Annotated in this window: 13 protein-coding genes; 4 read left to right on the top strand and 9 right to left on the bottom strand. The window is 66.7% G+C overall.

Going from position 1 to position 25936, the window contains the following annotated elements; genetic code table 11:
• Window positions 1–25: 25 nt before the first annotated feature.
• The 6 genes from ACM62G_RS29350 to ACM62G_RS29325 form a co-directional block, all read right to left on the bottom strand.
• The gene (locus tag ACM62G_RS29350) at window positions 26–3181 is read right to left on the bottom strand and encodes an NEL-type E3 ubiquitin ligase domain-containing protein (RefSeq protein ID WP_419736254.1); all 3156 of its coding nucleotides are present in this window, start codon (window positions 3179–3181) and stop codon (window positions 26–28) included.
• Window positions 3178–5241, bottom strand: coding sequence for a dermonecrotic toxin domain-containing protein (locus ACM62G_RS29345; protein WP_419736253.1), 2064 nt, complete (start codon window positions 5239–5241; stop codon window positions 3178–3180). Before ACM62G_RS29345 ends, ACM62G_RS29350 begins: the two co-directional genes overlap by 4 nt.
• A gap of 82 nt (window positions 5242–5323) precedes the next feature.
• Window positions 5324–9172 carry a dermonecrotic toxin domain-containing protein gene (locus ACM62G_RS29340; protein WP_419736252.1) on the bottom strand — a complete coding sequence of 1283 codons (3849 nt, stop codon included), beginning with the start codon at window positions 9170–9172 and terminating at the stop codon, window positions 5324–5326.
• Window position 9173: 1 nt separating this feature from the next.
• Entirely contained in the window at window positions 9174–14156 is a 4983-nt protein-coding gene (locus ACM62G_RS29335; protein WP_419736251.1) for a dermonecrotic toxin domain-containing protein, read from the bottom strand.
• 70 nt (window positions 14157–14226) lie between these two features.
• Window positions 14227–14661 carry a hypothetical protein gene (locus tag ACM62G_RS29330; protein WP_054062338.1) on the bottom strand — a complete coding sequence of 145 codons (435 nt, stop codon included), beginning with the start codon at window positions 14659–14661 and terminating at the stop codon, window positions 14227–14229.
• Window positions 14662–14663: 2 nt separating this feature from the next.
• Window positions 14664–19460 (bottom strand): hypothetical protein, encoded by a 4797-nt coding sequence (locus ACM62G_RS29325; protein WP_419736250.1) that lies wholly within the window; start codon window positions 19458–19460, stop codon window positions 14664–14666.
• 173 nt (window positions 19461–19633) lie between these two features.
• Between ACM62G_RS29325 and ACM62G_RS29320 the strand changes: the two genes are divergently transcribed.
• A complete protein-coding gene (locus ACM62G_RS29320; protein ID WP_273824071.1) occupies window positions 19634–20029 on the top strand; it encodes a DUF3224 domain-containing protein in 396 nt (131 codons plus the stop codon).
• A gap of 28 nt (window positions 20030–20057) precedes the next feature.
• Here ACM62G_RS29320 and ACM62G_RS29315 read toward each other — a convergent pair whose 3' ends face one another.
• Both ACM62G_RS29315 and ACM62G_RS29310 read right to left on the bottom strand, forming a co-directional pair.
• Window positions 20058–20732, bottom strand: a complete 675-nt coding sequence (locus tag ACM62G_RS29315) for a polysaccharide lyase family 7 protein (RefSeq protein WP_419736249.1) — start codon at window positions 20730–20732, stop codon at window positions 20058–20060.
• Window positions 20733–20883: 151 nt separating this feature from the next.
• Complete coding sequence (locus ACM62G_RS29310) at window positions 20884–21549, bottom strand: O-methyltransferase (protein WP_054062335.1); 666 nt, start codon at window positions 21547–21549, stop codon at window positions 20884–20886.
• Window positions 21550–21630: 81 nt separating this feature from the next.
• Here ACM62G_RS29310 and ACM62G_RS29305 point away from each other — a divergent pair, with 81 nt between their 5' ends.
• Entirely contained in the window at window positions 21631–22272 is a 642-nt protein-coding gene (locus ACM62G_RS29305) for a TetR family transcriptional regulator (protein ID WP_419736248.1), read from the top strand.
• A gap of 4 nt (window positions 22273–22276) precedes the next feature.
• Here ACM62G_RS29305 and ACM62G_RS29300 read toward each other — a convergent pair whose 3' ends face one another.
• Window positions 22277–23806 (bottom strand): MFS transporter, encoded by a 1530-nt coding sequence (locus ACM62G_RS29300; RefSeq protein WP_419736247.1) that lies wholly within the window; start codon window positions 23804–23806, stop codon window positions 22277–22279.
• A gap of 180 nt (window positions 23807–23986) precedes the next feature.
• On the opposite strand from ACM62G_RS29300, the gene ACM62G_RS29295 reads away from it, so the two are divergent.
• Window positions 23987–24949, top strand: a complete 963-nt coding sequence (locus ACM62G_RS29295; RefSeq protein WP_054061215.1) for a LysR family transcriptional regulator — start codon at window positions 23987–23989, stop codon at window positions 24947–24949.
• 56 nt (window positions 24950–25005) lie between these two features.
• The gene (gene yghU, locus ACM62G_RS29290) at window positions 25006–25884 is read left to right on the top strand and encodes a glutathione-dependent disulfide-bond oxidoreductase (protein WP_054061212.1); all 879 of its coding nucleotides are present in this window, start codon (window positions 25006–25008) and stop codon (window positions 25882–25884) included.
• The last annotated feature ends 52 nt before the right edge of the window (window positions 25885–25936 follow it).

Raw genomic sequence — 25936 nt, 5'->3', positions numbered from 1 at the left:
GGCGTTAGATAGTGCTGGCGTGGGCTTACAGCCCGTGCTGTTGGCGCAGTTGTTCGGTCAACTGCGCCAATGCCCGCTGGTAGGTCCTGGCGATACGCTCGGCGTGGCTTTTGTAGGCACTGTCGGTCATGGCTCGGAGGAACGCTTCGGTCTGGGTCAGGCCCAGGGTGCGCGCCGACTGGCTGATGGTCTGTTGCAATGCGTCCTTGCGGGTGCGGTCCAGGGCATCGCCGGTGAACCATTCGCGTTGGGCGTCGAGCAGGTCATCGAGCGCGCCGATCATGTCGTCGCGTTGCTCCCTGGGTTCCTTGAGCCGGGTCTGGCCGTAGCGCTCCAGCAGGTATTCTTCCCAGAACGGCTGCTCCAGCAGGCGCCTGGCCGCTTCGCCGGGCAGGCGCTCTTCGGCCAGGATGGCCCGGCTGGCCTGTTCCAGTGTCGCCCGGTCGACGTTCGCCTCCTGGCTGTAGAGCATGCTCCCGGCCTGCCAGGGCAGGTCCAGCCGGCTGGCCAGGCCGATGCGGAAGGCCAGGTGGATTTCCGCTTCATGCACGGCTTCCTGGCTGTTGCGGCGCGCCTCGATCACCTGGCGGGCCCGCTGCTTGACCTGGGCCAGGCGGGCCTTGCCGCGCGCCAGCCGCAACAACGGCTCTTCGCGCTGTTCGAGGGGCAGGGCCCGGGCCTCGTGCAGCAGGACTTCCAGGCCCATGTCGTCGAAGGTCACGGTCATGCCGTCTTCACAGGTATCGGCCTCGATCATGCTGCCGCTGGTGTCGACCGCGCGGTTGGCCATGAGGTACAGCCGGTGGCGCAGGGCGCTGTCCTGCTCGGCGGCCTTGACCATGCGCCAGACCCGATCGAGCAGTTGCGGGCGGTGGGCGCCATCGCCCTGGAGATAGTCGGCGGAGTTTCGCAGGTCGGCCAGCACCTTGAAGAAAGCCTCGGAGGCCTCGATCTCGTCGCTGGCCAGGCGCAGCCAGGTGTTGCGCCGCAGTTCGTGCTCGGCGGTATCCGGGCCCGGCAGCCAGGGCGCGCTGTCACGCGGCACGGGCGAGGCGCTGCCCCAGCGGTTGTGGTGCTGGCTGGCCTGGGAGTGCGGGCGCGAGTTGTTGCTCGACTCGGAAAGGTCGTCACTCTCCGGCAGCACTTCCAGGCCCAGGTCGATGCCGGTCTGCTGGCGGTAGCGGGCGATGCGTCGATGCAGGTCGGCGGGGATCAGGTTGGCGTCGAGGTTGATCGACAGGTTGAGTTGCTGGCGGGCGGCGCTCAGGCCGAAGACTTCGTCGGGAACCTGGCTGATGCGGTTGTCCCGCAGGTCGAGGCGGCGCAGATCGGGCAAGCGGTCATAGCCCTGTGGGATCTCGCGCAGGCCGGTATTGCGCAGGTTCACGAAGCGCAGGGCGGCCAGCGGGCGCAGATCGGGCAGGGTGCCCAGGTCCGGGTTGTTTTCCAGGTTCAGGGTTTGCAGGTGGCGCAACGGGCTCAGGGGGCTTGTGCCGGTGGCGGGGATGACCAGTTGGTTGTTTCTCAGCTCCAGGTGCGTCAGTCGGTTCATGTGCGCCAGGGCCGCCGGCAGGCGCGTGAGCAGGTTGCCCGAGAGGTTCAGCCGCAGCAGGTTGGGGAACGCCTCCAGAAACCGCTCCAGCGACGGCGAGTTTTGCAGCGTGATCGAACGCAGGTGCAATTCGGCGACATGCACGAAGCGCCCGGACAGCAGCGGCAGGCTGTCCAGCGGGTAGCCGGTGAGGGTGAGTTCATGGCCGGGCACGCGCATGCCCTGGTGGTCGAGGACGATCGGGTCGCCTTCGTGGTCGATGGCGCGATCGGTCTCGTGGCGCCAGCAGCGCTTGAGCTGGACGGCGAAACGCAGTTTGCCGTTGCCCTCGGCGCCCTGGGGCTCGCCGACCCAGGCCTCCAGCTCGTTTTCCAGGGTGCGGTATTCGCCTTGCAGGGCCCGCAGCCGGCCGATCGCCGCGCCCTGGCCGAGGTCGCGCAGGCCGTGCAGGGTTTCCACCTGCGCCAGCGACAGGTTCGGGTACAGCTCGCGGGCCAGCCGGCTGACGAGGGACGTGCCCGGACCGTTGCCCGCGCCGCGGCCGCTCAGCGCGTAGCCGACCCGGCCATCGGCCAGGCGCAGTGGCGAACGCCAGCGTGGCCTGATGGGCGGCAGCGAAAGGTGCCGCGCCAGTTCCGCGCGGGGCAGCGGCGGCAGGGCGCGCAGGGCCTGTTTCAGTTGCGCGCCCTGGCCGACATGGGGAAAACCCAGTGCCTGGCGCTGGGCATCGGGCAGGGCGTGCAGCACGCTGGCGTACAGGTCGTCGGCACCGTGCAGTTCCTGGCCCTGATCGTCATGGGCCTCGTAGCGTTCGCCGTTTCTCACCAGCACCTTGCGGATCGGCGCCGTCTCGGGGCCGAGGCTGTCGAGCAGGGGGCCGGCGAAGAAACGGTCCCGTACCTCCAGGCGGACCTGGCTGGACCAGCCCGGCAACTTGCCGAGCATCAGCAGCACCAGGCGATGCCCCTCGGCCTGGCCGACCGAGTCGAGGTACAGCGGCTCGTACAGGCGCGCCAGGCGCACGTTGCGCAACAGGTAGCGGGCTTCCTCGGCCAGGCGCAGCGGTACCCGGCCGGCGGCCAGGCGTTTGCTTTCGTTGCCGTCGGCGGCGCGGGCCAGCTCCTCGGCCAGGCGGTCCGGCAGGCCGGGGAAATCGCGCTGCAACAGGGCGGCCCCCGGTTCGCCACGGCTGGCGGCCGTGCGGTGGCGGTAGTGGGATTCGAACAGGTCCTGGCGGCGCTTGAGCGCAGCCCCGGCCAGGCGTCGGCGCAGGGCCGCGACCCGGGCCGCCAGGCTGGTGCTGCCCTGGCCGAACTCCTCGCGCAGCAACAGGCGGATTTCGCTGTCGTCGAGCGGGCCCAGCACCTGGCGGAGCAGGTCATCGGCCTCCAGCTGTGGCCAGCTCACCTCGATCCGCGGTACCTGGGCGTCGATGTCTGCCGGGTATTCCTGAAGCGTGCGCCCGGCATCGTCGAGCAGCCGCAGGACCCGGGTGGCCGGCCAGACCGGGTCGCTGGTCAGCAGTTGCAGCTCCATGTGCAGTTCGTCGAGGGTACCGCCTGAATTGCCGCCGTTCTCCAGGCGTTGCAGCAGGTGCGCCAGCTCGCGGTCGAGGGCGAAGCGGGTCACGCTGTCGCTGAGCAGCGCGGGGGTTCGCCCGCGGTTGTGATGCAGGGCGCGCAGCGCGTCGTTGTCGACGCCGCTGATGTGCAGGACATGCCGCGCGGCGCTGGCGTCGAGGCGCGCGGCCTCGGGGCCGAGGCGCTGGAACAGGTGGGCGTCGGACCAGCCCAGGGGGCGTTCGAAAGCGTGGCGCCAGGCGCCGGCGCCATTGCTGTGGAATTCGGGGGGTAGGGGTGCAGCAGTTCCTCGGCGCGGCCATGGCGGGCACGATAGCGTCCGGCCCTGCGCGGGTCGGCGTGCAACTGGTAGTAGCCGTCGTCCAGCGGCAGATAGCGATGGTCCAGGTACTCGTGCAAGCCCAGCCGATCCGGCTGGGAGCGGGCCGGCAGTTGCAGCGGGTGCCGATAGGGGCCGAGGTCGGGTTTCCACAGCCGGGTGATGCCCTGGCGCACGCTGACCGGGATCAGCCCGTCGACGAAGGCCGAGCTGTCCAGATGCGGCAGTACCACGCCGGCGCTGCCGATGAAGGCCAGGTTCATCGCCACGCCGAGCAGTTGGGCCCAGGCCTGGCGGGTTTCCCCGGCCTCCCAGGCCTCGATGCCGGCGTAGACCTCATGCAGCAGGCGGGTGCCCATGGCCAGCAGCATCACCTGGCCGACGCCGGGGATGAACACCAGCAGGTTGAGCAGGTCCATGGCCGCGTCGGCGAAGCCGAGGAAACGCGCGATACGCGCCTGGCGATCCTCGTCGTCGGTGGGCACCGCCAGGGCCCGGGCGTCGCCGAGCAGGCGCTCGATCCTGGATTCGCACTGCTCCCGGAGCAGGTTTGGCAGCGAGGGTCGGCTGTCCGTCGGCAGGTACAGTTCGATCAGGTCCAGCCCCACGCGCCGTTCGGGATCGACGGTGTAGTCGTCCCACAGGTCATGGCGGTCGCCGGGGTCCAGGCGTTTTTTCAGCGCGCTGAAGAACGCCGGCTGTTCACGCAGCGCAATGAACCGGGCGAAGAAACGCCGGAACCGGGCACTGTGCAGGCGCGTGCGCAGGTCGATCATGAAGTCCGTGCTGGAATCGTAGTGGCGCAGCGGATGCAGCTCGTCGTTGGGCAGGTAGACCAGGCAGCGCCGCGGTGACGGGCCGGCGTCGGGGCGCAGGAACAGGACTTCGTCGAGGTCGACGCCGAGCATCCGCAGGCGCGCGGGCTGCACCGGGTGGCCGCCCAGGCGCAGGTCCGTGCCGTCGGCCAGCCAGTGCGTGAGCATCTGGTAGGCATCGTCCGGGATGTGCGCCTGCATTCGCGCCAGGTGCACCGCCTCGGCCAGTTGGTTGTGCAGGTGAGTGGTCCAGGTCTGGCGGACCTGGGCCTTTTGCGTGGCATCGGCCGGGTTGAGTACCGCGTGCAGGTGTTCCTGGTAACGTTGCCCCAGGTCGAGCTGGCGGCACAGCGTGGCGAACTGCTCGGGGCGCAGGGACAGCGCGCGCTCCCGGTCGTAGGCGGCGATCCGCACCTGCTCGGTGCTGTGGTCGCGGGTGATGAACTCGTCGCCTTCGGTGGGCGGTTTGGCCGCTTCGTCGGCGGTGAAGTTGTGCAGCGCCGCCTCCAGCAGCGTGACATCCCAGTACCAGCCACTGACCTTGGGGTCGCCGGCGGAGAAGTCGAGCAGCCCGCCCAGCCTGGCCGGACGCGGCGTTTGCAGGCGGCGCACGAAATAGGTGTCGTGTACATCCAGCTCCAGCCCGAAGGTCTGCCGGATCGCCAGTTGCAGCAGCGGCGCGGCGAAGGCTGCCAGCGGGGTGATCTGGCCGAGCAGGCTTTCGAACGGGTGCTGGCTGGCGCAGCGCGCCAGTTGGCTGGCCTCGAAGGCGCCACGCAGGCTGGCGTCGGCCTGGCTGTACCAGGCCGGGGTGGTGGGGTGGATGTCGAGCAGCGGCTTGAGGCAGGCCGAATGCCGTTGCTTGAGCGGCGCCGGCAGGCGGCTGGCGATGAAGGCCTGGTGGCGGTTCAACTGGGGGGCAGGGGAGGCGGCGCCAGGGGTGGCGCCGCTCGTAAGGCTTGCAGTGGTGGTCATTTGGGGTGGCCCCGATTGGTGGTTCGAAGGGGCAGGGTAGGCGCGGCACCTCCATGGGTTGCGGTAGCTATTGCAGTGCTCGTCAGCGGGTGGACTCGGCACTGTTCAGGGTCTGGATCTGCTCGTGACTGTAGCCGTGGTTCAGGCGCAGTTCCTCGTCGGCCTTGACGACCCGGGAGGTGAACAGCGCCGTGATGAAGTAGCGGTCCTTCTCGATACAGCCGTCATGGGTGCGGATGTCGACGGGAAAGGCCATGGCTTGGACGTTGTAACCGCTCCTGGCCTGCCTGACGGGCACGCCATCCTCGTATTCGAAGATCGTGTTGATCCGCGACAGGATGTTGTCTGCGGTCAGGCACGGCAGGGCCGTCTGCAGCCGACCGTCGCGCAGGCGCATCAATTCCAGCGAGCGGTCCACCTCGACCCAGGTGGCAAAAGGGTCGCGACGATGGTGGCAGAGCAGCAACGGAATCAGCATGCCGCCGTAGACGCCGAGCAACTCGCCACTGGCCAGGTCGCGGCGGGCTGCGACGCGGAAGCGGCCAACCAGATGCTGCTCGTGGGCGGACAGCATGTGCCACGGCTGGAAGCGCCGGATGCGCAGTTTGCTCTCGTAAAGCCGTGCCACCTCCACGCCCTGCCCGAGGTAGGCAAGCAGTTGTTGCGCCCGTGCCAGGGTCTGGGGGGCATCCTCGGCGTTGGAATAATGCAGCCGGGTGATGGTCATGGGCCTGCCTTCCAGGTCCCGCAGCGGGTAGCGGGCGTTGTCGACACGGTCATAGGTCAACGGCGAGTTCGCGCAGGAATGGTAGGATTTGGCGGTTTGCAGGCGCACGCGTTGGGCCTGTGTGAACATCTTCTTTTGCAGGCGTTCGTCGCGGGTGTCGTTGTCCGCCGGTACTGGCAGGCTGTCGGGCTGTGCCAGCAGTCGCGGCGGCTGGTCCGGATGGTGAAGGGTCCACCTGGGGTCGGTTTTGCTTCTGCGCTGCAACAGCGGCTGATAGAAACCGTAGGGGTTGCTGGCGTTCAGCAGTCGCCAGCCCTCGGGCGTCCAGGTCACCGGGTAGTAGCGATAACGTTCGAGAATGTAGTGCCGATGGTCATGGTTGGCGAGCGGGTGACGGTTGAGGTTCCAGTAGATCCCGTCGTCACGCAATTGCAGGCCGGACACCAGGCGGCCGGGGACGGCGAACTGCACCGGCAGGGGCGCGGCGGAGGCGCTGATGGGCGGTGCCAGGAAGTGCTGCAGGTTGCGCACCGCGGGAGCCTGGCCGCGCAGCCTGGCGGCCTGCCCGAACAAGGCCTGTTTCAGATCGGCGGTACTCCTGCCCTCTTCCAGGCTGATCTGGTGGTGTTGGCTCACCTTCCTCTGGGCCGGGGTCGGCAGCACCTGCCACAGGGCATTGTAGAAGTCGGCCGTGCTCGAGAGTGTCCTGCCCTGTCGGTCCTGGATCTCGTAAAAGGCGCCCTTTTTCAGCAGCCGCCGGTGGTTCAGGCTGGTGATCGCTCCGATGCCCGACGCAGGCTGGCACGGCCTGGCTTCGTTGTCCACGAACTCAAGACGCATATCCTCTGGCCAACCCGCCAATGTTTCCAGCAGGGAAAAGGCCAGGCGTTCACTGTGTTGGGCATGCGGCCAGTCCGGATGCAGCCCCTCGAATGCCCGTGATACCTGCACCTGCTCCAGGGCCCGGTTGATTTCCCTGTCCAGGTTCGGCAGCGCCGTTTCGGTCGGTGCCAGGACCTGCCGGGTAAAATCCAGATCCTCCAGGAAGCTCAAGGGCAGTTTGGGGTGTTCTTCACGCAGATGCCGCTGTGTGGTGGCGCTGGGGTGATCCAACTGCTGGTACAGGTGATCGAGCAGATCGGGCAGCCAGTACGCTTCATCGACGTCGACCCAGCGCGAGCCCTTGGGGTACTGGATGAACTTGCGCGAGTTCTGCTTCCTGAACCGCAGCTGTGTGCCGGCCGGCACGTCGGACAGCAGTTTCGCCAGGTATGAACGGATGGCCGAACAGAGTGTGGAGCAGGCATTGTCGCGGGGTTGATCGAGGTTGAAACCCTCGATTTCCTTCAGGATCCACAGGCGCTTGAGGCTGTCGAGCAGCAGCGGCGGGGTGCGGCGGTGGTGTTTGTGAAGTTGTCGCAGGGTGTGCAGGTTGGTGTTGCCCAGAGGCAGCAGGGCATCGGCCAGTGGGCGCGGCAACTGGGCTGCCAGCGGGGACAGGCGTGCGATCAGCCTGGCGTCGGACCATTGCCTGACGTCCTCGTGTATCGTGCGCCAGGCACCGACGCCGTTGTGCCGCAGCGGGGGCGAGTAGGTCTCCGGCTGGGTCTGGCCGAGGATGTGCCAGTGGCCGTGATGTCCGTCGTAGCGGACCTCGTAATACGATTCGTCCAGCAGCAGATAGTGCTTGCCCGCCACTTCATGAAGCCCCAGGGCGTTGGTCTGCCATTGGCCTTCGGGCAGGCGCAGGGCTACCCGGTAGTGGCTTGGGTCGGGCTTCCAGAGGCGCGTCCCGCCCTTGGCGCGAACAGGGATCAGTTCGGGCAGTGAGCGGCCCTCGGTGTGCATCGGTTGCGTCACCTGGCCGCTCGCCTGGGCCTCGACGATATTGAGCAGATGGAGGGCGGCCGCCAGCCGCTCGGCCTTGCCCCAGGTGTGGAGGTCCTGAAAGATGGCGTTCGTACCGAGCATCTCCGGTGGGGCCGCCAGCGTTCGCTTGAACCGGGGGATGCGGTCCTTGAGGCTGGACAGCAGGTCCAGGCCGGCCAGCTTGAACTCATCGAGCAGTTGTTCACGCCGCTCGGCGTTGACGTCTTTGGACGACGGCGCCAGCCTGCCGAGGTCGCTCATCAGGTGCAGCAGCCGCAATCGGTGGGTTTCCTCGAACACATCCTCTTCGATCCAGCCGGACAGGCTGACGAGCTGGGTGTCCGGTGCGCTGGAACTCTGCATGGCTTTTTTCAGCTTGGCCAGCAGCAGCGGCTCCTGGTGATCGAGCGGCAGGAGCTGGCCCAACTGCTGTCGCAGGTTTGCCGAATTGAGTTGCGCCATCAGCGCGACCTGGAACATCTTCAGGGAGCTGTACTCCCTGACCGGGTAGGTGGGGTGCCCGGCGAAATAGACCGCGCAGCGCCCCTGGTCATTGTCAGGGTCGGCCGCGAAGTGGATGAGACCGGGAAGGATCTGCCCCAGCAGTTTGACCCGGTGGCAACGCAGGCGTCTGCCGTAGGTGGCGTCGTAGTGCAACAGGAACACCTTGAGCGCCTGGAGGCTTTCCTGGGTGAGGTTGCCACTCAGGTAGGCCATCTGCAGTTCGGCCTGGAAGCAGTTGCGCTGATGCCTGATGAATACCTGATGCTTGCTCCCCGAGCCCAGCGGCTCGTTCGCCGGGTTGGTGTCGTCGAGCACCTGGATGAGGTGTTGCAGGTACTTGTGGCCCAGGTCGAGTTGTCGGCAACGTTGGGCGAACTCCTCGGGCAGCAGCTCGCTCCGAAGGCCCTGGGCCTTGCCTGTGAGGTAAATGGTCGAACCCTTGCCAAACGCACTGCGGCGGGTTTCCCAGTCTTCGAAGTTGTAGAGGGCCGCCTCGAGCAGACTGTGCTCGGGGCTGCTGTCGTAGATGGCCTGCCAGAGGAACGTGTCGCGTTGCCAGCGCTTGTCCAGGGTGGCCCGTTGCATGTCGTGCAATTGCGGATGACTGGCCTTGAGCTCCAGTTCGAGGATGGGCTCGGCAAAGCTGTCCAGGCTTTTGAGGGGGGCGAGGAGGCTGCTGGCCCTGGCGGCGGACCGGTGCGCGGTCGCCAGGGCTTCGCGCAGCTCGGCGCGCTGCTCGGAGTGGGTGTCCTTCAACCAGCGTGGCAGGCGGTTCAGGATGAAGCGCGCGTGAGGCAGGTCGAGGACGGGGGGCAGAGGTGTGCGCGGCATGTCAGGCGACCCTCGGCTCGAGTTCCTGCAGGGCCTGCTGGGTGAGGCGCTCCAGTTCGTCTTCGTATTCGCGGGCGATTGCCTCGTAGAGGGCCTGGTATTCGGCGTCGGTCATGCTACGGGCGAACACCGCCTGGTCCGACATGCCGAGGATACGGGCCGCGGCCTGTATGGCCGACTTCAGCCGGGCCTTTTCCGCCGCGGGCAGGCCGGCGCTGGCGAACCAGCGCTGTTGCGCGCCGTGCAGGTCATCCAGGGCACCGCCCTTGTTGTCGCGCAGGGCCCTTTTCGCATCCAGTTCCTGCAGGTACTGGATGTCCAGGTAGTCCCGCCAGAACCCTTGCCGCAAGGCTTCCCTGACCCGATCCAGGGGCTGTCGTTCGAGGTCGAGGATGCTGGCGTAGGCCCGGTCCAGCTGGTCCTGGTCGATGTTGGCGATCTCGCCGTATTGCATGGTCGAGGCCTGCCAGGGCAGGTTCAGTCGTTCGACCAGGCCGGTGCGGTAGGCCAGGTAGACTTCCGCCTCATCCGGGTTGCGCCCCTCGGCCTTGCGCCGATTGATCTCCGCCCGCGCCTGCTGATTGACCCGGTTCAGGCGGGATTTGCCCCGGGCCAGTTCCAGCAGGCTGGCTTCGATCTGCTGCGGGGTGGGCTGGGCATAGGCCTCGTGTTCCAGCACATCCAGGCCCATGTCGCTGAACACCACAGTGATGCCGTCTTCGCAGGCATGGGTATCCGGGGCGTTGGCCTTGAGCAGCAGCTTCTCGCGTAGCGCGGTGTCGGCGACCATGGCGCGGACCATGCGGCGGACCTTGTCCAGCACCCGCGGGCGCAGGCGGGTGTCCAGATAGTCGGCGGACTTTTGCAGGTCCTGGATCACCCGGAAGAACGCCTCGGACTGCTCCGCCGGCTCTTCATTGGCCAACAGCAGCCAGTCATTGTGAAAGGCTTCCTGCTCCTGGGGCGCCAGCCCCTGCAGCCAGGCCTCCCCATCCCGGGACACCGGGCCGCGTGGCAGGTGCGGGTTGTGGATGGGCTCATCGTCGAGTGACAGGTCATCGTCCTCCGAGTCGATCGGCAGCTCCAGATTGAAGTCGATATCGGTCTCTTCGTAGTACTCGACGACGTCATCGAGGTTGTCGATGGGGTTGTTGAACAGGTCGAGGGCCCTGGCGATCCGCTGTCCTTCCTGGCTGGTGCGCAGCAGCGCCGACGGCACATGGGTCAGGCGGTTGGAGCGCAGGTTCAGCAGGTCCAGCCCGTGCAGTCGTTCAAAACCGCTGGGCCAGGTCGCGAGCCCGCAGTCGTTGAGGTAGAGGTAGACCAGTTCGGTCATCGCGCTGAAGTCCGGTGTGTGTCCCAGTGCCGGGTTGCGACCCAGGTTCAGGCTTCTCAGGCGGGTCAGGGCGGCGAGGCGGCTGGCGTCCTGTGGGGTGAGGACGATGCGGTTGCTGCTCAGGTCCAGGTGGGTCAGTTGCGTCATCGACTCCAGGCGCGCAGGCAGTTCCTGGAGGATGCCGCCGCGAATGCTCAGTTGCTGGAGCCTGGGGAAGCGCGCGAGAAACCCGTCGATGTTGCTCGGGGCATTCGGGAAACCATGCAGCAGGGTCAGTTCGCTGACATGGCTGAAGTCCGCCGAGAGCGTGGGCAGGGGCGTCAGGTCGCCCATGGTGAGGAAGTTGAACTGGACACCGCCCAGGGTGGAACTGGTGGAAGGGGCGCGGCGCCAGCAGCGTATGAGGCTGTCCGCCAGTTGGCTGCGCAACTGCTGGTTGGCGATGGACCCCGGGGCGGCCGTCGACCAGGCATCGAGTTCGGCGCAGAGGGTGTTGTATTCGGCCTCCAACGCTTCGAGACGGCGCACGGCCGCGCCTTCGTTCAGGCCCTGCAGGCCGAGAAACCTTTGCACTTCCTGCCAGGCGTGATCCGGGTACAGGCGCTCGGCCAGTTCGGTGAAGGCCGCCGAGCGTGAGCCCAGGGACCGTCCGCCGGCACCGCTGCCACTGAGCGGATAGCCGAGCCGGCCATCGGCCAGGCGCATCGGCGGTTGGTAACCGGGGCGGATGGGCGGCAGGCCGAGCAGTTTTTCCAGCTCCCGGCGCGGCGGCAGCGGCTGTTGCAGCAGGCGCTGGCGCAGGCCCTCGGCCTCGTGGGTGCCGGGAAAGCCCAGGGCCTGGCGTTCGGCATCGGGCAGGGCGTGCAGGACGCTGGCATACAGGTCGTCGGCGGCGTGCAGTTCCTGGCCCTGGGCGTCGTAGGTGTCGTAACCGCCGCCGTTGCACACCAGGATCTTGCGGATGCTCGCCGACTCGTCGCCGATGCTGTCCAGCAGGGCGCCATTGACGGTGCGCTCGCGGATCTCCAGCCGCACCTGCCGCGGCCAGCCGGGCAGCCTTTGCAACAGGCGCAGGATCAGGCGGTCGCTGTCGGGGTTGGGCCCGGACGCGAGGTAGAGCCCTTCGACGGCACGCGTAAGGCGCTGGTTGCGCAGGTAGTGGCGTGCCTCTTCGGCCAGGCGCAGCGGTACCCGGCGGGCGTTGAGCAGTTGCTGCAGTTCGAGCGGGCGGGCGTTGCTCGCCAGCTCTTCGGCGATGGGGCTCGACAGCCCGGGAAAGTCGCGCTGGATCACGGAGGCCGCGGGCAGCTCCGACTGGGTGCGGTAGCGGTAGTGCGAGGTGAACAGGGCCTGGCGCTGCACGCTCGCCTGGGAGGCCAGCTTGCGCCGCAGGTTGGCGGTGCGGGTCTGGAGGCTGAACGGGCCGGCGCCGAACTCCTCGTCCAGCAGGGTGCGGATTTCACCCTCGGTGAGGTTTTCCAGCACGTGGCTCAGCAGGCGGTTGGCATCGAGGCCCGGCCATTGCAGGTCGATGCGGCTGACCTCCGGCGGCTGCCCGGCCGGGTATTCCTGGATCTGCGCACGCTGGCGGTTGAGCAGGCGCAGGACCTTGGTGCGCGGCCAGACCGGTTCGCTGGTGAGCAGTTGCAGCTCCATGTGCAGCTCGTTCAGCGAGCCGTCGGCCGCGGCGCCACTGCTCAGGCGCCGGATCAACTGGCTCAGGTCCTGGTCGAGCCGGAAGCGGGTGAGGCTGTCCTGCAGCAGCGCGGGCGGTGCCTGGCGGTCCATGTGCATGCGCCGCAGCAGGCGTTCGTCGATGCCGCTGGCCTGCAGGACGCGGTTGGCCGACTCGCTGTCGAGGCTGGCGGCCTGTGGGTCCAGCCGGGCAAACAGCTGCGGCTGTTGCCATTGCTCGGGCCGTTCGAATTCCAGTTGCCAGGCGCCCTTGCCGTTATGCCGCAGCAGCGGCGCGTAGGCTTCGGCGCGGTTGGGGTGGCGCAGGCGGAAGCGATGGCGGCCGTTGTCGGGGCCGACCCGGTAGTGGCGGCCTTCCAGTTTCAGGTAGGCGGCGCCCTGGTGGTGAGTGAGTCCGGTGGCGTCGGGGTGCGCCCGGCCGAGCTCGGGCAGGGTCTGTTCGTAGGGCGCCAGGTCGGCTTTCCAGAGTGCCTGTCTGCCGGGCTCGGGGCTGATCGGGTGCAGCCCCTCGATGAAGTCCGCGCCGTCGAAATCGACGTGCATCGCGGTCGCCAGGCCGAGCAGTTCGAGGTTCAGCACCACGCCGAGAAAACCGAGCACGGCCTGTTCCTGCTCATGGTGCCGCCACTGTTCGATGCCGTTGAAGAGCTGCACCAGCAGTTGTCCGCCGGCCACCGCGAGCATGGCTTCGCCCAGCCCGGGAACCAGGAACAGCAGGTTCTCGGTCCAGTTGAGCAGTGACTTGAGGCGGGCGTTGCGGGTTTTCCGGTCCTCGTCGTCGGTGGGGACCGCGGTGACCCGCGCGTCGTCGAGCCGCTTCACGGTTTGCAACACGCAGAATTCGTCCAGCGGGTCGTCGCCCAGGGAGCCCAGTTGCAGTTGCAGGTCGGCATTCGTTGCCGGCTTGCGCTGGCCCGTGAGGCGGTCCAGGGGGGCCAGGCATTCGGCCAGCGTCTGGAAGAACGCCGGTTGGCTGCGCACGTGCACGTAGCGTTGGAAGAAGGTCCGGTAGTGGCTGTCGCGCAGGCGTTCGCGCAGGTCGTCATGCACGGCCTGGCGCGAGGCATATTGGCGCACGGCCCCTTTCGGCTCACCGGCGAGGTAGAGCACGCAGGGGGCCTCGCTGCTGCCCGATGGCGCCTGGCGTTCGATCAGCAGGACCCCCTTGAGCAGGGCACCGTAGCTGCCGCTGGGGTTGGCGAAGTCGAGCAGGGTCAGGGTGTTGCAACTGATCGGGCGCTGGTCCCAGCTGGGCGTGCGGTCCGGGTCGAGTAGGCTCTGCAGCATCTGGTAGGCGGCCTCGTCCAGCTGGCCCTGCAGCCGGGCGATTTCCGTCTGCAGGGCCAGTTCGTCGCGTTGCTGGCGCTCGAACAACTGGCGGTAGCCGGCGCGTTGACCCGGCTCGGCAGACAGCAGAAAGCCTTCGATGTGTTTCTGGTACTGGCCGCCCAGGTCGAGTTGGCGGGCCAGGCTGGCGAAGTCCGGCGGGGTGATCGCGTGCTTGAGCGGCAGGCTGCTGGTGCGCAGGATCGCCGAGCCGCGGTCGAAACCGAAATGGCCGGTTTCGCTGCTTTCGAAATTCTGCAGCGCCGCCTGCAGCAGGCTCTGGTTGACGATCTGTTCCTGGCGGGGGCTGCCGAGGGTGGCGGCGGCAAGGATGTGGACGTGCTTGAGCCGATCCTGGTGGACGTCCAGGCCCGGGCCGTAGTGTTTCAGCAGGGCCTGGGCCAGCAGCGGGGCGGCAAATTCCCTGACGCTCTTGAAGCCGTCGAGGTGTTTGGCCAGGGCGGCCTTGGACGCCTGGCTGCGCTTGAGGCAGGCGGCGAAAGCCTGGCGCCGTTCGAGGCTGGCACCGGAAAGCCAGGTGGGCAATTGGTCGATGATCAGGCGGCGGTTGCGCGCCGAACGAGGGGCTGCGGTGGCAGGAAGAGGGTCTTGGGGGGAGTTGGGCATGGCCTGTGGTCCGATTCGTGGTTCGAATCGGACACACTAGGGGCGGGCCGCGTGCGGATGTGGTAGGTATCTATGGCATGGCGTAGCTTCGGCACAGTTGCTCGAAGGCGGGCAGGTCATCGGTCACCGCCTGCGCTTCGTACAGGGTGTCGCAGAGGCTCGGCAGGTTGCCTGCATCGAACGAGCAGAGCAGCGAGGACAGCGCCCTGGCCTGTTCGAACCCGCCCAGGGCCTGCTCCGAAATTTCCCCTTCATCGGCGAGGCGAAAGTACTGTTCGTCCAGTTCATCGGCCTTGGCGCCGAGCAGGGCGCGGTCCTGCGCCGTGGCATGGTAGCCAGGTTGCAGCAGGCGTTGCAGCGGGCCTTCGCCCAGCAGCCCGGCCACATCGGTCCTGGCGCAGGCCCATTGCGCCACCGCGCAGGCGAGCGTTCGCCGGCGGGCTGCCGGCAGGCTTTCGGCCCAGTTCACCAGTTCTGGCGCTACCGTGGCGAGTCGAGTGTTCATGTTCATACCTTCTTCAGCGATGTGGCGGGAACGGCCTGGGCCGCTTCGATCAATTCGGCACAGGGGCGGCAGATGGGCCGGCCGGCGCCGATCACCGCCACCTGGTACTGGTGCTGGGCGGCCCATTCGAGGATGTCGGCTTCGGCGTGCAGATTGCCACGGACGAAGTGCTCGTGTTTTTTCACGGTGACCCCCTTGGGCAGGTAGCCCCTGGGATTGCTGGAGGCGATGGCGGTGATCTGTCGACCGTCGGGGTCGTCCAGCAGCGCCACGGCCATGGTGGTCTTGTCCTTTGTGTAGGACGGCAGTTGCGATTGCAACTCCAGCACACGGTGGGCCACGTATTTTTTCGCCTCGGCCGGCGACATCGCCGCCTTCGGCGCGTACCGGCCACGTTTGGCCGGCGGTCCCTCGGCTGATGCCGCCTGGGCGGGCGGCAGCGCTGGCTGGCCGTCTGGCGCGGCGGCGCGCTGCCGGGCGGCGGCGTTGACCTTGAACAGCCCGATGTCCTTGAGTTTGCCGTTGGTGTAGCTGAACTGGTGGAAGCTCTTCAGATCGATCTGGCGCTCCAGGGCGAACCGGTGCCAGGGCATCAGCTTGCGTTCGGCCCTGGACAGGTCTCGCCAGGCGACCAGTTCTTCGGCGGTCATCTCATGGAATTCCACGCCATTGGCCTTGTCGACGCGAAACTGCCCTGGAGGCTTGAGTTCACCGGAGGCCTGGGCCTCATCGGCGAATACCCGGGGGTTGAGTTCGCGGGCGATGGCGAACTTTTTCCGGTTGGTCTGCTTGCGTTCCGCTGCCGACAGGTCGCGCCAGTCGACCAGGTCCTGGGCGGTGAGCGGCCGGAATGTTTCATCGCCGGGCCGGATCTTGACCTCGCCGACCGCCGTCAACTCGCCGTTGGCCTTCACATGGATCTGGAAGCCCGGCACGTCGATGCGCCGGTCGAGGGCGAAGCGGTCGCGGGAGGTCTTTCCGCGTTCGGCCCTGGGCAGGTCCCGCCACTCGATGATCTCTTGCACGGTGGGCTCGTGGTATTCGATACCGGCGGCCTGGTTGACCCGGAACTCGCCGAGTGGCTTGAGTTCGCCCTGTGTGGTGATGTGTCTGCCGAGGATGTTCGGGTTGATGTGACGGGCCACCGCGAACCGTTCCCGGCTGGTTTGCTTGCGTTCGGCCGGTGACAGGTCGCGCCAGGCCTGGATATCCGCGGCGGTGACGTCGCGCAAGGTCTGTCCGGTCTTCTGCTTGATCGAATGTTCGCCCATCACACTCAGGGCACCGTCCGCTTTGTGGCCGCGGTTGATCAGGCGGGAAAAGGTCTTCGGGTTGATGCTGTGCTCGCGGGCGAACTCGTACCAGGGGATGGCATGACCCGGGGTCAGGTTACGCCAGGCGTTGAGGTCATCCGCGGTGGGCGCGTGGAAGGTTCGGCCTTCGTCCAGGTCGACGGCATATTGCCCCTGCCAGTTCAGTTCACCGGTTTTCCTGGCCTGGCGGGCCAGGGCGCGCAACTGGATGCCGTGGTCCATGGCGAACTGGAATTGCGAGGTCTTGCGGCGGACGGCGGCGGGCATGTCCCGCCATTCCCGCAGTTGCTGTACGGTGGGCGGGCTGAAGGTGCGGCCCGCGGCCTCGGCCTGGAGGAATTTCCCCTCATCGGCCAGTTCGCCATTGACCGAGACGTACTCCCACAGGCTTCTGTCCTTCAGCCCGTGGGACTTGGCAAACTGCGCCTGGAATTTCAGCGTGGCCTTGCTGCTGTCGGTTTTGACCAGTTCCTGCCACTGCTGGATGATCGGGTAGGTGATCTTGCGCCCATTGCTGGGCAGCACGCCACCCTTGGCCGCGAGCCGCTGCCAGGTTCCCGCCTGGTTGCCCACCGTCAGCACGGTTTTTCGGCTGATGGGGTCGATGATCTCCACGTAGTGGTTTTGCGGCTTGAAGTTGCCCTTGATCTCGTAGACCTTTTCGCGGCGCGTGTCATCCGTGTAGCGGATCAGCCAGCGGTCGGCGTTGCGGCTGTCCCTGGCGTGGTAGAGGCTGGCGCTGCCATTGAAGCGGTGCGGGCGGGCCTGACGGAGCAGGGCTTCGCCATCCTCGACGACGTAGGCACTGAGGTTGCCAAGGTTCGCCGGCCGCAGGCGGTTGGTCAGCACCTCATCGATCAGCCGCGTGGCCTTTTCCCTCAGTTGCGGGCCCGGCAGCCATTGCCAGAGCTGCTGGCTGCGCTTGCCGAACCAGCGCGTGTTGGGCAGGGGGACCGGCGAAATATTCAGCAGCGTTTCCCCGGCGGCCTGGGTCAACTGCAGGCCACCCGCCCGCAGGCCCTGGCGAAACAGCGGCGACGCGGTGGCGTTAATCACCCCTTGCAGGCCGCCGATCACGGTCTTGAGCGTGAGCCCCTGGCCGAGGGTTCGCAGCAGGCCGGCCCGCGCGGCGCTCAAGGCCGCCTGGGCCAGCAGCGACATGGCCCGGCTGGCATGACCGGCGCCGGGCGCGAACAAGGTGCCGACGTCGAACAGGGCCGAGCGATGATCCTCCTCGCCGCGCTCGGCAACGGGTTTCTTGAAGTAGTCGTAGAGCGGGATCAGCGACCACAGGCTGAAGCTGGCGCCGCTCTGCCAGGGGGCACGGCCTTTGCGGTCGACCTCGTGGGCGGCTTCCCAGACCATGGGGTCGAGCCACAGGGGCTTGGCCAACTGGCGTGCCAGTTGCCAGGCCGCGCTGCCCGGGTCGAGCGGGTGCAGGCTGGATCGGTCCGCCGCCGGTTTACCGTCCTGCCAGGCGCCGGGCTCCAGGCCTATCCCCTCGACGGGCACATCCTGGGCCGCTTCGCTGATGACCTTGATGATCTTGCCGCCCAGGTGCACGACCAGGTTGTATTTGAGTGCCGTGTCGAGGGGGCCGCCCTGTTCCTTTTTCCGCATGTCCTGGACGTTTTCCTGGCGCAGGAAGAACACTCCGGACGGGTCCTTTCGGGCCGCCAGGTAGAGGGCCGGCCGCTTGCCCTCGGGGGCCATTTCCACCACGGCAAAAATCCCTTCCTGATAGAGCTGGGCGTTGCGCGAAGACAACTGGTGCACGCGCCAGCGCCCGCTGTCGAGGCGCTTGAGGGTTTGCGGTGCCATTTGCTGCAGGATCTGCGAGATGCGTATTTCCACCAGGGGCAGGCGCGCGTTGGCGTACCGGGCGATCTGCTGTTGGTACTGGCCGACCACCGTGGCGCGCTCCTCCTCGAAAATCCCGGCATCCTTCATCAGCAAGCGCTGCACGGCCGACACCGTCCAGGTCGGGTCGGGTCTGCGCAGCACCTGATTGGGGGAGGGGGAGAAGTTGAAATAGGTGTCCGCGTGTTCGGTGACCTGGACCCGTTCGTCCGGGTCGGCCTTGCGCGCGCGCAGGGCCTGCCTGGCCAGTTTCGTCAGGTCCGGCGGTTTTTCCGCGCCGAGGTGCTCGAGCAGGCCCCGATGGTTCTGTTCGACCCGGTTCAGGGTGTCGAGCAACTGCGCGGCGTTTCTGGCCTGCCAGACGCTGCCCCAGGCCTGGGTGGACTCGGCCAGCAGCAATCCGCTGAGGGTGCCGAGTTCATTGGCATCGGCGGGCCTTGCCTGGCCGGTGCCCGGGTCCAGCGCGCAGACGCCGGCGAGCTTTTCCAGCGCGCCGGCCAGGCGCACCACTTCGCCGAGGGGCTTGCCCAGGGTCGAGCGCGGCGCCAGCGCTTCGCACAGGCGGGTGACGTAGCGCCAGGTGATGGAGGCCACGTCCCGGGCGTAGTCGTTGTGGATGGTCTCGACGTCCTCGAGAAACCATTCGGGGCGCTCGCGCTGCAGCAGCAGGCGGGCGAGGAATTTCGCCTGTTCCGGGTCATCGACACTGTGCCGGGCCAGCAACTGCTGGCCGATGTCGCGGATGGCGCTGTCGCGCAGTACGTGCCAGCCCTGGCCGGCGGCGGCATCCGCAGTGCCCAATTCGGTACCGAGTGGCCACAGGTCGCTGACGTCGGCTTCCACCGTGGCCAGCAGCGCCTGGATCAGCAGGTGGGCCTGTTGCCCTGGCGAAACCGGCGTGTCGGTCGTGCCGTCGCCCATCCTTGCGGCCAGCGCCTGGAAGTGCGGCAGGGCACGCAGAAATTGATAGTCCTCGACGGCACTCCAGTGCGTGGGGATACGGGTCGACAGGTCGTAGACCCCCAGGTACGCCAGCAGGGTCGAGGCCAGTGGGCGTCGGGGCGTGGTCGCCGGCAGCAGCGCGCTGAGCAGCGCCAGGTTGGCGCCTGGCTGGGCACTGTCCGCCAGCCGTGCAGGGCTTTCCAGGGGGGGCGGCGGCGTGCCCACGTCGCTGGAGAGGGGCTCCGGCTGATCGTAGGCCTGGGTCAGCAGAACGCGGATGAATACGGCCTGCAGGAAGTCGATCCGCTGTTCGCCGAGCCCGGGCGCAATGAAGGCGGCGATCGACGCCTGGCCGTTATCCCTGGCCCAATCGGCGCTGGCGCCGGTGGCGCGCACCAGGCTGGCCAGGGCGGCCCAGGCGGCCCCGCCGGAGGGGATGGGTGTACCGCTGATGTCTTTCAGGGCCTGCAGCAAGGTCGGCTGACGGCACAGCCGGGACAGCGTGGCGCGGGCCTCGTCGACCGTTCGCGCGTTGTTCAGGGCCTCGCGTATCTCCTTCGGGACCATCAGGTTCAGCAGGTGGCCGGCGCTGCTGATGGAGTAGTCGTATTTTTGGCTGGCGGCGGCCAACAGGGCCTCCGGCCGGGTGGGGGCAACGGGCAGGTTGGTGGGGGCGTTGGACATGAGCGTGGGTCCGATACGTGATTCGAATCGGCTACGCTAGGCGCCGTGCCTGCCCGGCGTGAGGTAGATAGGTAGGGTTTGCCACGGGCGCGGCGGTTCGAGGTTGCTGGTTCGTCGAAGGGCAATCTGTTAAATACGCGGTGAACGTTCCATCTCTCGAGAGACCCTTCATGATGAACAAGCAGGCAAACGGACTTTTCGACGTCAAGCTCAACCCCGAATCCCTGAGTGAGACTGCCGGGGGCGCGGGGCTGGGGCGCATGTCCCTCGACAAGCGGTTTCACGGCGACCTGGTGGCAACCAGCCAGGGCGAGATGCTGTCCTTTCGCAGCGGCGTGCAGGGCTCGGCCGGCTACGTGGCGCTGGAGACGGTGACCGGTACGCTGGATGGCCGCAAGGGCAGTTTCGTCCTGCAGCACAGCTCGACCATGAGCCGGGGCGTGCCCGAGCAGTCGATCATCGTGGTGCCGGACTCGGCGACCGGGGATCTGGTGGGGCTGGCCGGGCGGATGGTGATTACCATTACCGAGGGGCAGCATGCCTATCGGTTCGATTATTCGTTGGGCTGACAACCCTGGCGGTTGATAGGGTGATCACCTAGAGGTGGCTGATCTGCAGGTCGCTGATAATGCAGATCGAGCCGTCATCGGCCGGTGTCGCGTCGGTGAAATCGATCTGGTTGTAGACGCCGCCGTGGAAGTCGAACAGCTGGGTATTCCAGCTGGCGTCCAGTTGCAGGTCACCCGAGGCGCCGGACAGGCCGTTGCTCTGGACGGTCACGTTGACCGTGCCCTGTGACGTCGCGCGGATGCTGACCCGGAACCGCGCCCCGAGCGCAACGCCCTTGAGCACCGTCGTGTTCACCGGGTCGGTCTGGTTGTAGCGCTGGCGAAAGCCCAGGGTGATATTGCCCTTGTTCCAGAACACTTTTACCGCCGGGCTATCGTCACCCTTCACGTGCATCTGTGCAATGACCACCTTTTGTGCGGAGTTGACCTTGATCACCGTCATTTCCTGGTCGTTGATGTGTTGCGCCGCGCTGGCCAGCGACCAGTAGATCGATTCCTTCCACTCGCATCGGGTGCGATGGGTGCTTTTGCTCGACGCCCCCCGAGTGGGCGCGTTGAACTGCAGGGAGCCGTCCGGCAGCACCTGGATCACGCTGGGAAACTGGGAGATGGCCTGGGCGCCGTTGAGTTCGAGGGCTACGGGGTTGGTGGCGGAGGTGGCGACTGGAGTCGCGATCGTCAGATTGCTGATGTTTACGGTCATGGTAGGTCTCCTTGACGATAAAGATCATTGGCCTGGCACGATTGCCTTTCGACCGGAGGAATTGCCACATGCCGCTGCCGATGCCGGTAGCGGCAATGCCTGGGTTGTGACCGCTTCGGGAGTGATTACGCTCGATCAGGGCGACGTACGGCTAGCCCAGGCGCATGGACAGCTCGACGTCCTCGGCGAACGGCACGGACAGGTAGCCCGAACCGCTCCCGCGCACCTGCTCCAGGTACTCGGGGCTGTAGTCGGCGTTGTCGGCGATGATCAGCGCCCCTGGCCTCAGGCGGCTTTCCAGCAGCGCGAGAATCTGCGGATACAACGCCTTGGCACCGTCGAGCAGGACCAGGTCGATAGGCTCCGGCAGGTCGTTCGCCAGGGTCTGCAAGGCATCGCCGAGCCGGATCTCCACCAGGTCGGCCAACCCGCCGGCCACGAGGTTGCGCCTTGCCTGTTCCACCTTGGACGGCTCGAACTCGCTGCTGATCAGGCGTCCACCGCCGTTGTCACGCAGCGCCGCGGCCAGGTGCAGGGTGGAAATACCGAACGAGGTACCGAATTCGACGATGTTCCGGGCATTGCAGCTACGGGCCAGCATGTAGAGCAGGCTACCGGTCTCCCGGGAAACGGCCAGCGGAAAGTCCTTCAACTGTGTATAGAGACTCAGGTATTCGGTCTTGCTGCGCATCAGGCGCTCGCGCTCTTGCTTCGAGACGTTGGCGAAGGCCGGACTGCTCATCGGCGAACTCGCGTCGGCCTGGCTGAACAGGCGTTCCAGCAGAGGGGCGAGCGGGGCTTGGGTCAGGGTGCTCATGGGCTTTTCCTGTGCAGGTAGGTGAGCCGTTATAATGCGAATGAACCTTCACATTTTCTATTCGCATTGCGAGCCATTCCCATGAGCGAACGCCCAAGCCCGCGGATTACCTCACGCAAACAGCCCCGGCAGGCCCGCTCCAATGAGCTGGTGACGGCGATTCTGCAGGCCGCTGTTCAGGTTTTGGCGAAGGAAGGCATGCGCCGCTTCACCACCACGCGGGTGGCCGAGCGGGCCGGTGTCAGCGTCGGTTCGGTGTACCAGTACTTTCCGAACAAGGCGGCGATCCTCTTCCGTTTGCAGAGCGATGAGTGGCAACAGACCAGCGACATGCTCTGCGCCATTGTCGAGGACCGCGCGCATCCGCTGCTGGTGCGGCTACGGACCCTGGTGCGGGCGTTCGTCCGTTCCGAATGCGATGAGGCCGCGGTGCGCGTGGCGCTCAATGATGCGGCGCCGCTGTACCGCGATGCGCCCCAGGCCCGGGAGGTGAGGGCGGCGGGTCGGCGGACTTTCGAACTGTTCATTGAGGAGGCCTTGCCCGAAGCCTCGGCGAGCACCCGGGCATTGGCCTGTGAGCTGATCGGCATGACCCTCGGTTCCGTGGGCAAGACCTATTCGGAGAGCCCGCGGACCGAGGCGGAAATCGAGGTGTATGCCGATGCCATGGCGGACATGTTCTGTGCCTATCTGAAGACCCTGGGGGCTGTTGGCCGAGCCTGATGGCTCAGGCCGCCGGGTCCAGGGTCGTGCCGTCGGCCTCGCCGTCCTCGACCTGGCCGCGGTCGAGGAACAGGAACACCACCGCGGCCGTCAGCACCGTGATCACCGTCAGTACCCACAACAGGCTGCTGAACGCGGCGCTGTAGCCGGCCGCCAGGGCTTCACGTCCGGCCGCCGGCAGCAGTTGCTCGGCGCCGGCCAGGTTGCCGGTGGCCAGGTGTTGGGCGGCCCCGACCACCTCGCTCAGGTCGCCCTGCGCCAATACGCCCAGGTTGCTGGCGGTATAGGCCGACAGCAATGCGGTGACCACGGCAATCGCCACGCCTTCGCCAGCCACCCGGGTGGTGCTGAAGATGCCGGTGGCCATGCCGGCGCGCTCCTTGGGCACCACGCTGACCGCCATGCCATCCATCAGGCCCCAGGGCAGACTGATACCGGCACCGATTACCAGCATTGGCCAGGCCAGTTCGGCAGCGCTGCTGCCCACCGGCACCTGGCTGAGCCAGTACAGCCCGGCCGCGCAAACCAGCAGGCCGCTGCCGGACAGGGTCGACGGCGACAGCCAGCGGGTCAGGTAGCCGGCGACGATCGGCAGTACCAGCAGCGGGGCCGAGAGGGCGATCAGCAGCCAGCCGGCGGCGATCGCACTCATGCCTTCGATGCCGACGAAACGGATCGGCAGCAGGATCAGCAGCACCACGAAGGAGTAGGCTGGAGCGGCCGCGAGCAATTGCACGCCGACAAAGCGTGGGTAGCGGAACAGGCTCAGGTCGAGCATGGGTTGCGCCACGCGCTTTTCGATCACTACGAAGGCGACGAAGGACAGCAGGGCCACGACGAACAGCCCGAGCACCAGCGGATTGGTCCAACTGCTCTCCGGCACTTCCAGAATGGCGAAGGTGAAGATGCCCAGCGCCCAGGTGAACGTGATCGCGCCGGGCCAGTCGATGCCGGCGGCGTCAGGGTTGCGCGACTCCGGCATGTAGCGGCCGGCCAGTACCAGGGAAATGACTGCCAGTACGGTGATCAGCAGGAACATCAGTTGCCAGTTGAACGCTTCGATGATGGCGCCGGCGATGACCGGGCCGACGGCCAGGCCGATGCCGAAGCTGGTGCCGACGAAGCTGAAGGCGCGAATGCGACCCGCACCGTCGAACACCTGGGCCAGGGCCGACATGCCGCCGGAGAAGGCCAGTGCCGCCGCCACCCCCTGGGCGCCACGCAGCACATCGAACAGGACCAGGTTGGGGGCGAAAGGCAGGATCGCGGCCAGAAGGGCGAACGCACTGACGCCACCGATGAAGATTTTCTTGCGACCGTAGCTGTCGGCCAGGGTGCCGGCCAGCATCAGGCAACTGCCGAAAGTGAGCATGACGGCGTTGGTGACCCAGCTCAGTTCCATGGGCGAGCCGCCGAAGGACTGGCCGATGGCCGGCAGGGCGACCGCGGGCGCGGTGAAGTTGAAGGGCATGGTGATGGCGGTGATACACACCGCCAGCAGTATCAGCCGTTGTTGTAGCAGCAGGTTGGACATGACATGAAATCCTGGTGTCGGGCCGGTCAAGGCGCCCGCAGTTAAAGGTGACTGCATCGACTATCCGGTGGTTTACCGGGGTCGACAGAACGTGCAAGGATGATAAGGAACAGGTAATCGTGTGAAAAACGGTAAGAATTCCGTCTATAGCGGAATAAAATGATCGAATGGGGGCGGCAGATGGATCGACTCAGTGGCTTGATGTCCTTCATCCGCACGGCGGAGCTGGGCAGTTTCGTGGCGGCGGGCCGGGCGCTGGGGTTGTCGGCGTCGGCGGTGGGCAAGGGCGTGACCCGGCTCGAGCAGCGCCTGGGCGTCCGGCTGTTCCAGCGCTCGACCCGCAGCCTCAGCCTGACCGACGAGGGCCGGGTGTTCCTGGAGCGTTGCCGGCGCATCCTCGATGACCTGGACGATGCGCAGTCGACGCTGTCGCAGTCCACCGAAATCCCGCGCGGGCGCTTGCGCGTGAGCATGCCGGCGGCCAGCTATCACCTGTTCCAGACGGTGTTGATCGCCTTCATGGAACTGTATCCCGATATCGAGCTGGACCTGGACTTCAGCGACAAGCTGGTGGATGTGATCGAGGAGGGGATGGACGTGGTCATCCGCAGCGGCGAGCTGCCGGACTCGCGGCTGATGCATCGGCCGTTGCCCGGCGTGCAGCCGGTGCTGTGCGCGGCACCGTCCTACCTGGAGCGGCATGGCGTGCCGCAGACCCCGGCCGAGCTGGATGATCACCTGGCGGTGCGCTTTCGCTACTACAAGAACGGCAAGCTGCTGGACTTTCCGCTGCTGCGCGAGGAGGGTGCGCGCGAGCCGCGGACCCGCACGGTGATGGTCAGCAACAACATGGAAATGGTTCGCGCGGCGCTGATCAAGGGTTTCGGCCTGGGCACCATTCCCGACTTCCTGGCCCGCGAGGCGCTGGCCGACGGCTCGCTGTACTGCCTGCTGCATGGCTACCTGATTCCACCGGACACGTTGAGCATCGTCTGGCCGTCGAGCCGGCAACTGTCGCGCAAGATCCGCGTGTTCGTCGACTTCATGTGCGAGCGGCTGGAGCAGGAGGCGACACAGATGCGCGCAACCCTGGCGCAGGACTGCCTGTATTCGCGTCGCAACGACAATTCATCGGTGCGCTAGGGGCGCGAGCCCTGGCACGCCAACGCGTCATCCATTGAAACCAAGGAGTACCGAGCATGAGTGATTCATCGGATTACCAGCCGCCCAAGGTCTGGACCTGGGATACCGAGAATGGAGGCAAGTTCGCCAACATCAACCGGCCGATCGCCGGCGCGACCCATGACAAGGCACTGCCGGTCGGCCGTCATCCGCTGCAGTTGTACTCCCTGGCCACGCCCAACGGGCAGAAGGTCACCATCCTGCTGGAGGAACTGCTGGCGCTCGGGCACCAGGGGGCCGAATACGATGCCTGGCTGATCCGTATCGGTGAAGGCGAGCAGTTCGGCAGCGGCTTCGTCGAGGTCAACCCGAACTCCAAGATCCCGGCGCTGCTGGACCGCAGCGGTGCCAAGCCGATCCGGGTGTTCGAGTCAGGGGCGATCCTGCAGTACCTGGCGGAGAAATTTGGCGCGTTCCTGCCCACCGAACCGGCGGCCCGTGCCGAGTGCCTGTCCTGGCTGTTCTGGCAGATGGGCAGTGCGCCGTACCTGGGCGGTGGTTTCGGGCACTTCTACGCCTATGCGCCGATCAAGATCGAATACGCGATCAACCGCTTCGCCATGGAAACCAAGCGCCAACTCGATGTGCTGGAACGGCAGTTGGCCGTCACCGAGTACATCGCCGGCAACGTCTACACCATCGCCGACATCGCCATCTGGCCCTGGTACGGTGGCCTGGTGAAGGGCCGGCTCTATGACGCGGCCGAGTTCCTGTCGGTGCAGGACTACCCGAACGTTCGGCGCTGGGCCGACGCCATCGACGCCCGTCCCGCCGTGCAGCGCGGGCGGATGGTCAACCGCGTGTCCGGGGAACTGTCCAGCCAGTTGCGCGAGCGGCATGACGCCTCGGACTTCGACACCCGCACCGAAGACAAGCTGGCCGCCGCCCAGGCGTAAAGGGATGAAAACCTTTGCTCGCCCGGGCGGGCGAGCAAAGGGTCAAGCCGCC

This window comes from Pseudomonas sp. COR18 (assembly GCF_048568395.1).
GTDB lineage: Bacteria > Pseudomonadota > Gammaproteobacteria > Pseudomonadales > Pseudomonadaceae > Aquipseudomonas > Aquipseudomonas fuscovaginae_B.
Note: the sequence above shows the minus strand (reverse complement) of the source record. Positions and strands in the feature narration are given on the sequence as shown.

Excerpts from the sequence above, each read along its gene's own strand:
- ACM62G_RS29320 (WP_273824071.1), top strand. The coding sequence starts at position 19,634 with ATGAACAAGCAGGCAAACGGACTTTTCGACGTCAAGCTCAACCCCGAA.
- ACM62G_RS29330 (WP_054062338.1), bottom strand. The coding sequence starts at position 14,661 with ATGAACACTCGACTCGCCACGGTAGCGCCAGAACTGGTGAACTGGGCC.
- ACM62G_RS29325 (WP_419736250.1), bottom strand. The coding sequence starts at position 19,460 with ATGTCCAACGCCCCCACCAACCTGCCCGTTGCCCCCACCCGGCCGGAG.
- ACM62G_RS29335 (WP_419736251.1), bottom strand. The coding sequence starts at position 14,156 with ATGCCCAACTCCCCCCAAGACCCTCTTCCTGCCACCGCAGCCCCTCGT.
- ACM62G_RS29305 (WP_419736248.1), top strand. The coding sequence starts at position 21,631 with ATGAGCGAACGCCCAAGCCCGCGGATTACCTCACGCAAACAGCCCCGG.
- ACM62G_RS29295 (WP_054061215.1), top strand. The coding sequence starts at position 23,987 with ATGGATCGACTCAGTGGCTTGATGTCCTTCATCCGCACGGCGGAGCTG.
- ACM62G_RS29340 (WP_419736252.1), bottom strand. The coding sequence starts at position 9,172 with ATGCCGCGCACACCTCTGCCCCCCGTCCTCGACCTGCCTCACGCGCGC.
- yghU (WP_054061212.1), top strand. The coding sequence starts at position 25,006 with ATGAGTGATTCATCGGATTACCAGCCGCCCAAGGTCTGGACCTGGGAT.
- ACM62G_RS29300 (WP_419736247.1), bottom strand. The coding sequence starts at position 23,806 with ATGTCCAACCTGCTGCTACAACAACGGCTGATACTGCTGGCGGTGTGT.
- ACM62G_RS29345 (WP_419736253.1), bottom strand. The coding sequence starts at position 5,241 with ATGACCACCACTGCAAGCCTTACGAGCGGCGCCACCCCTGGCGCCGCC.
- ACM62G_RS29315 (WP_419736249.1), bottom strand. The coding sequence starts at position 20,732 with ATGACCGTAAACATCAGCAATCTGACGATCGCGACTCCAGTCGCCACC.
- ACM62G_RS29310 (WP_054062335.1), bottom strand. The coding sequence starts at position 21,549 with ATGAGCACCCTGACCCAAGCCCCGCTCGCCCCTCTGCTGGAACGCCTG.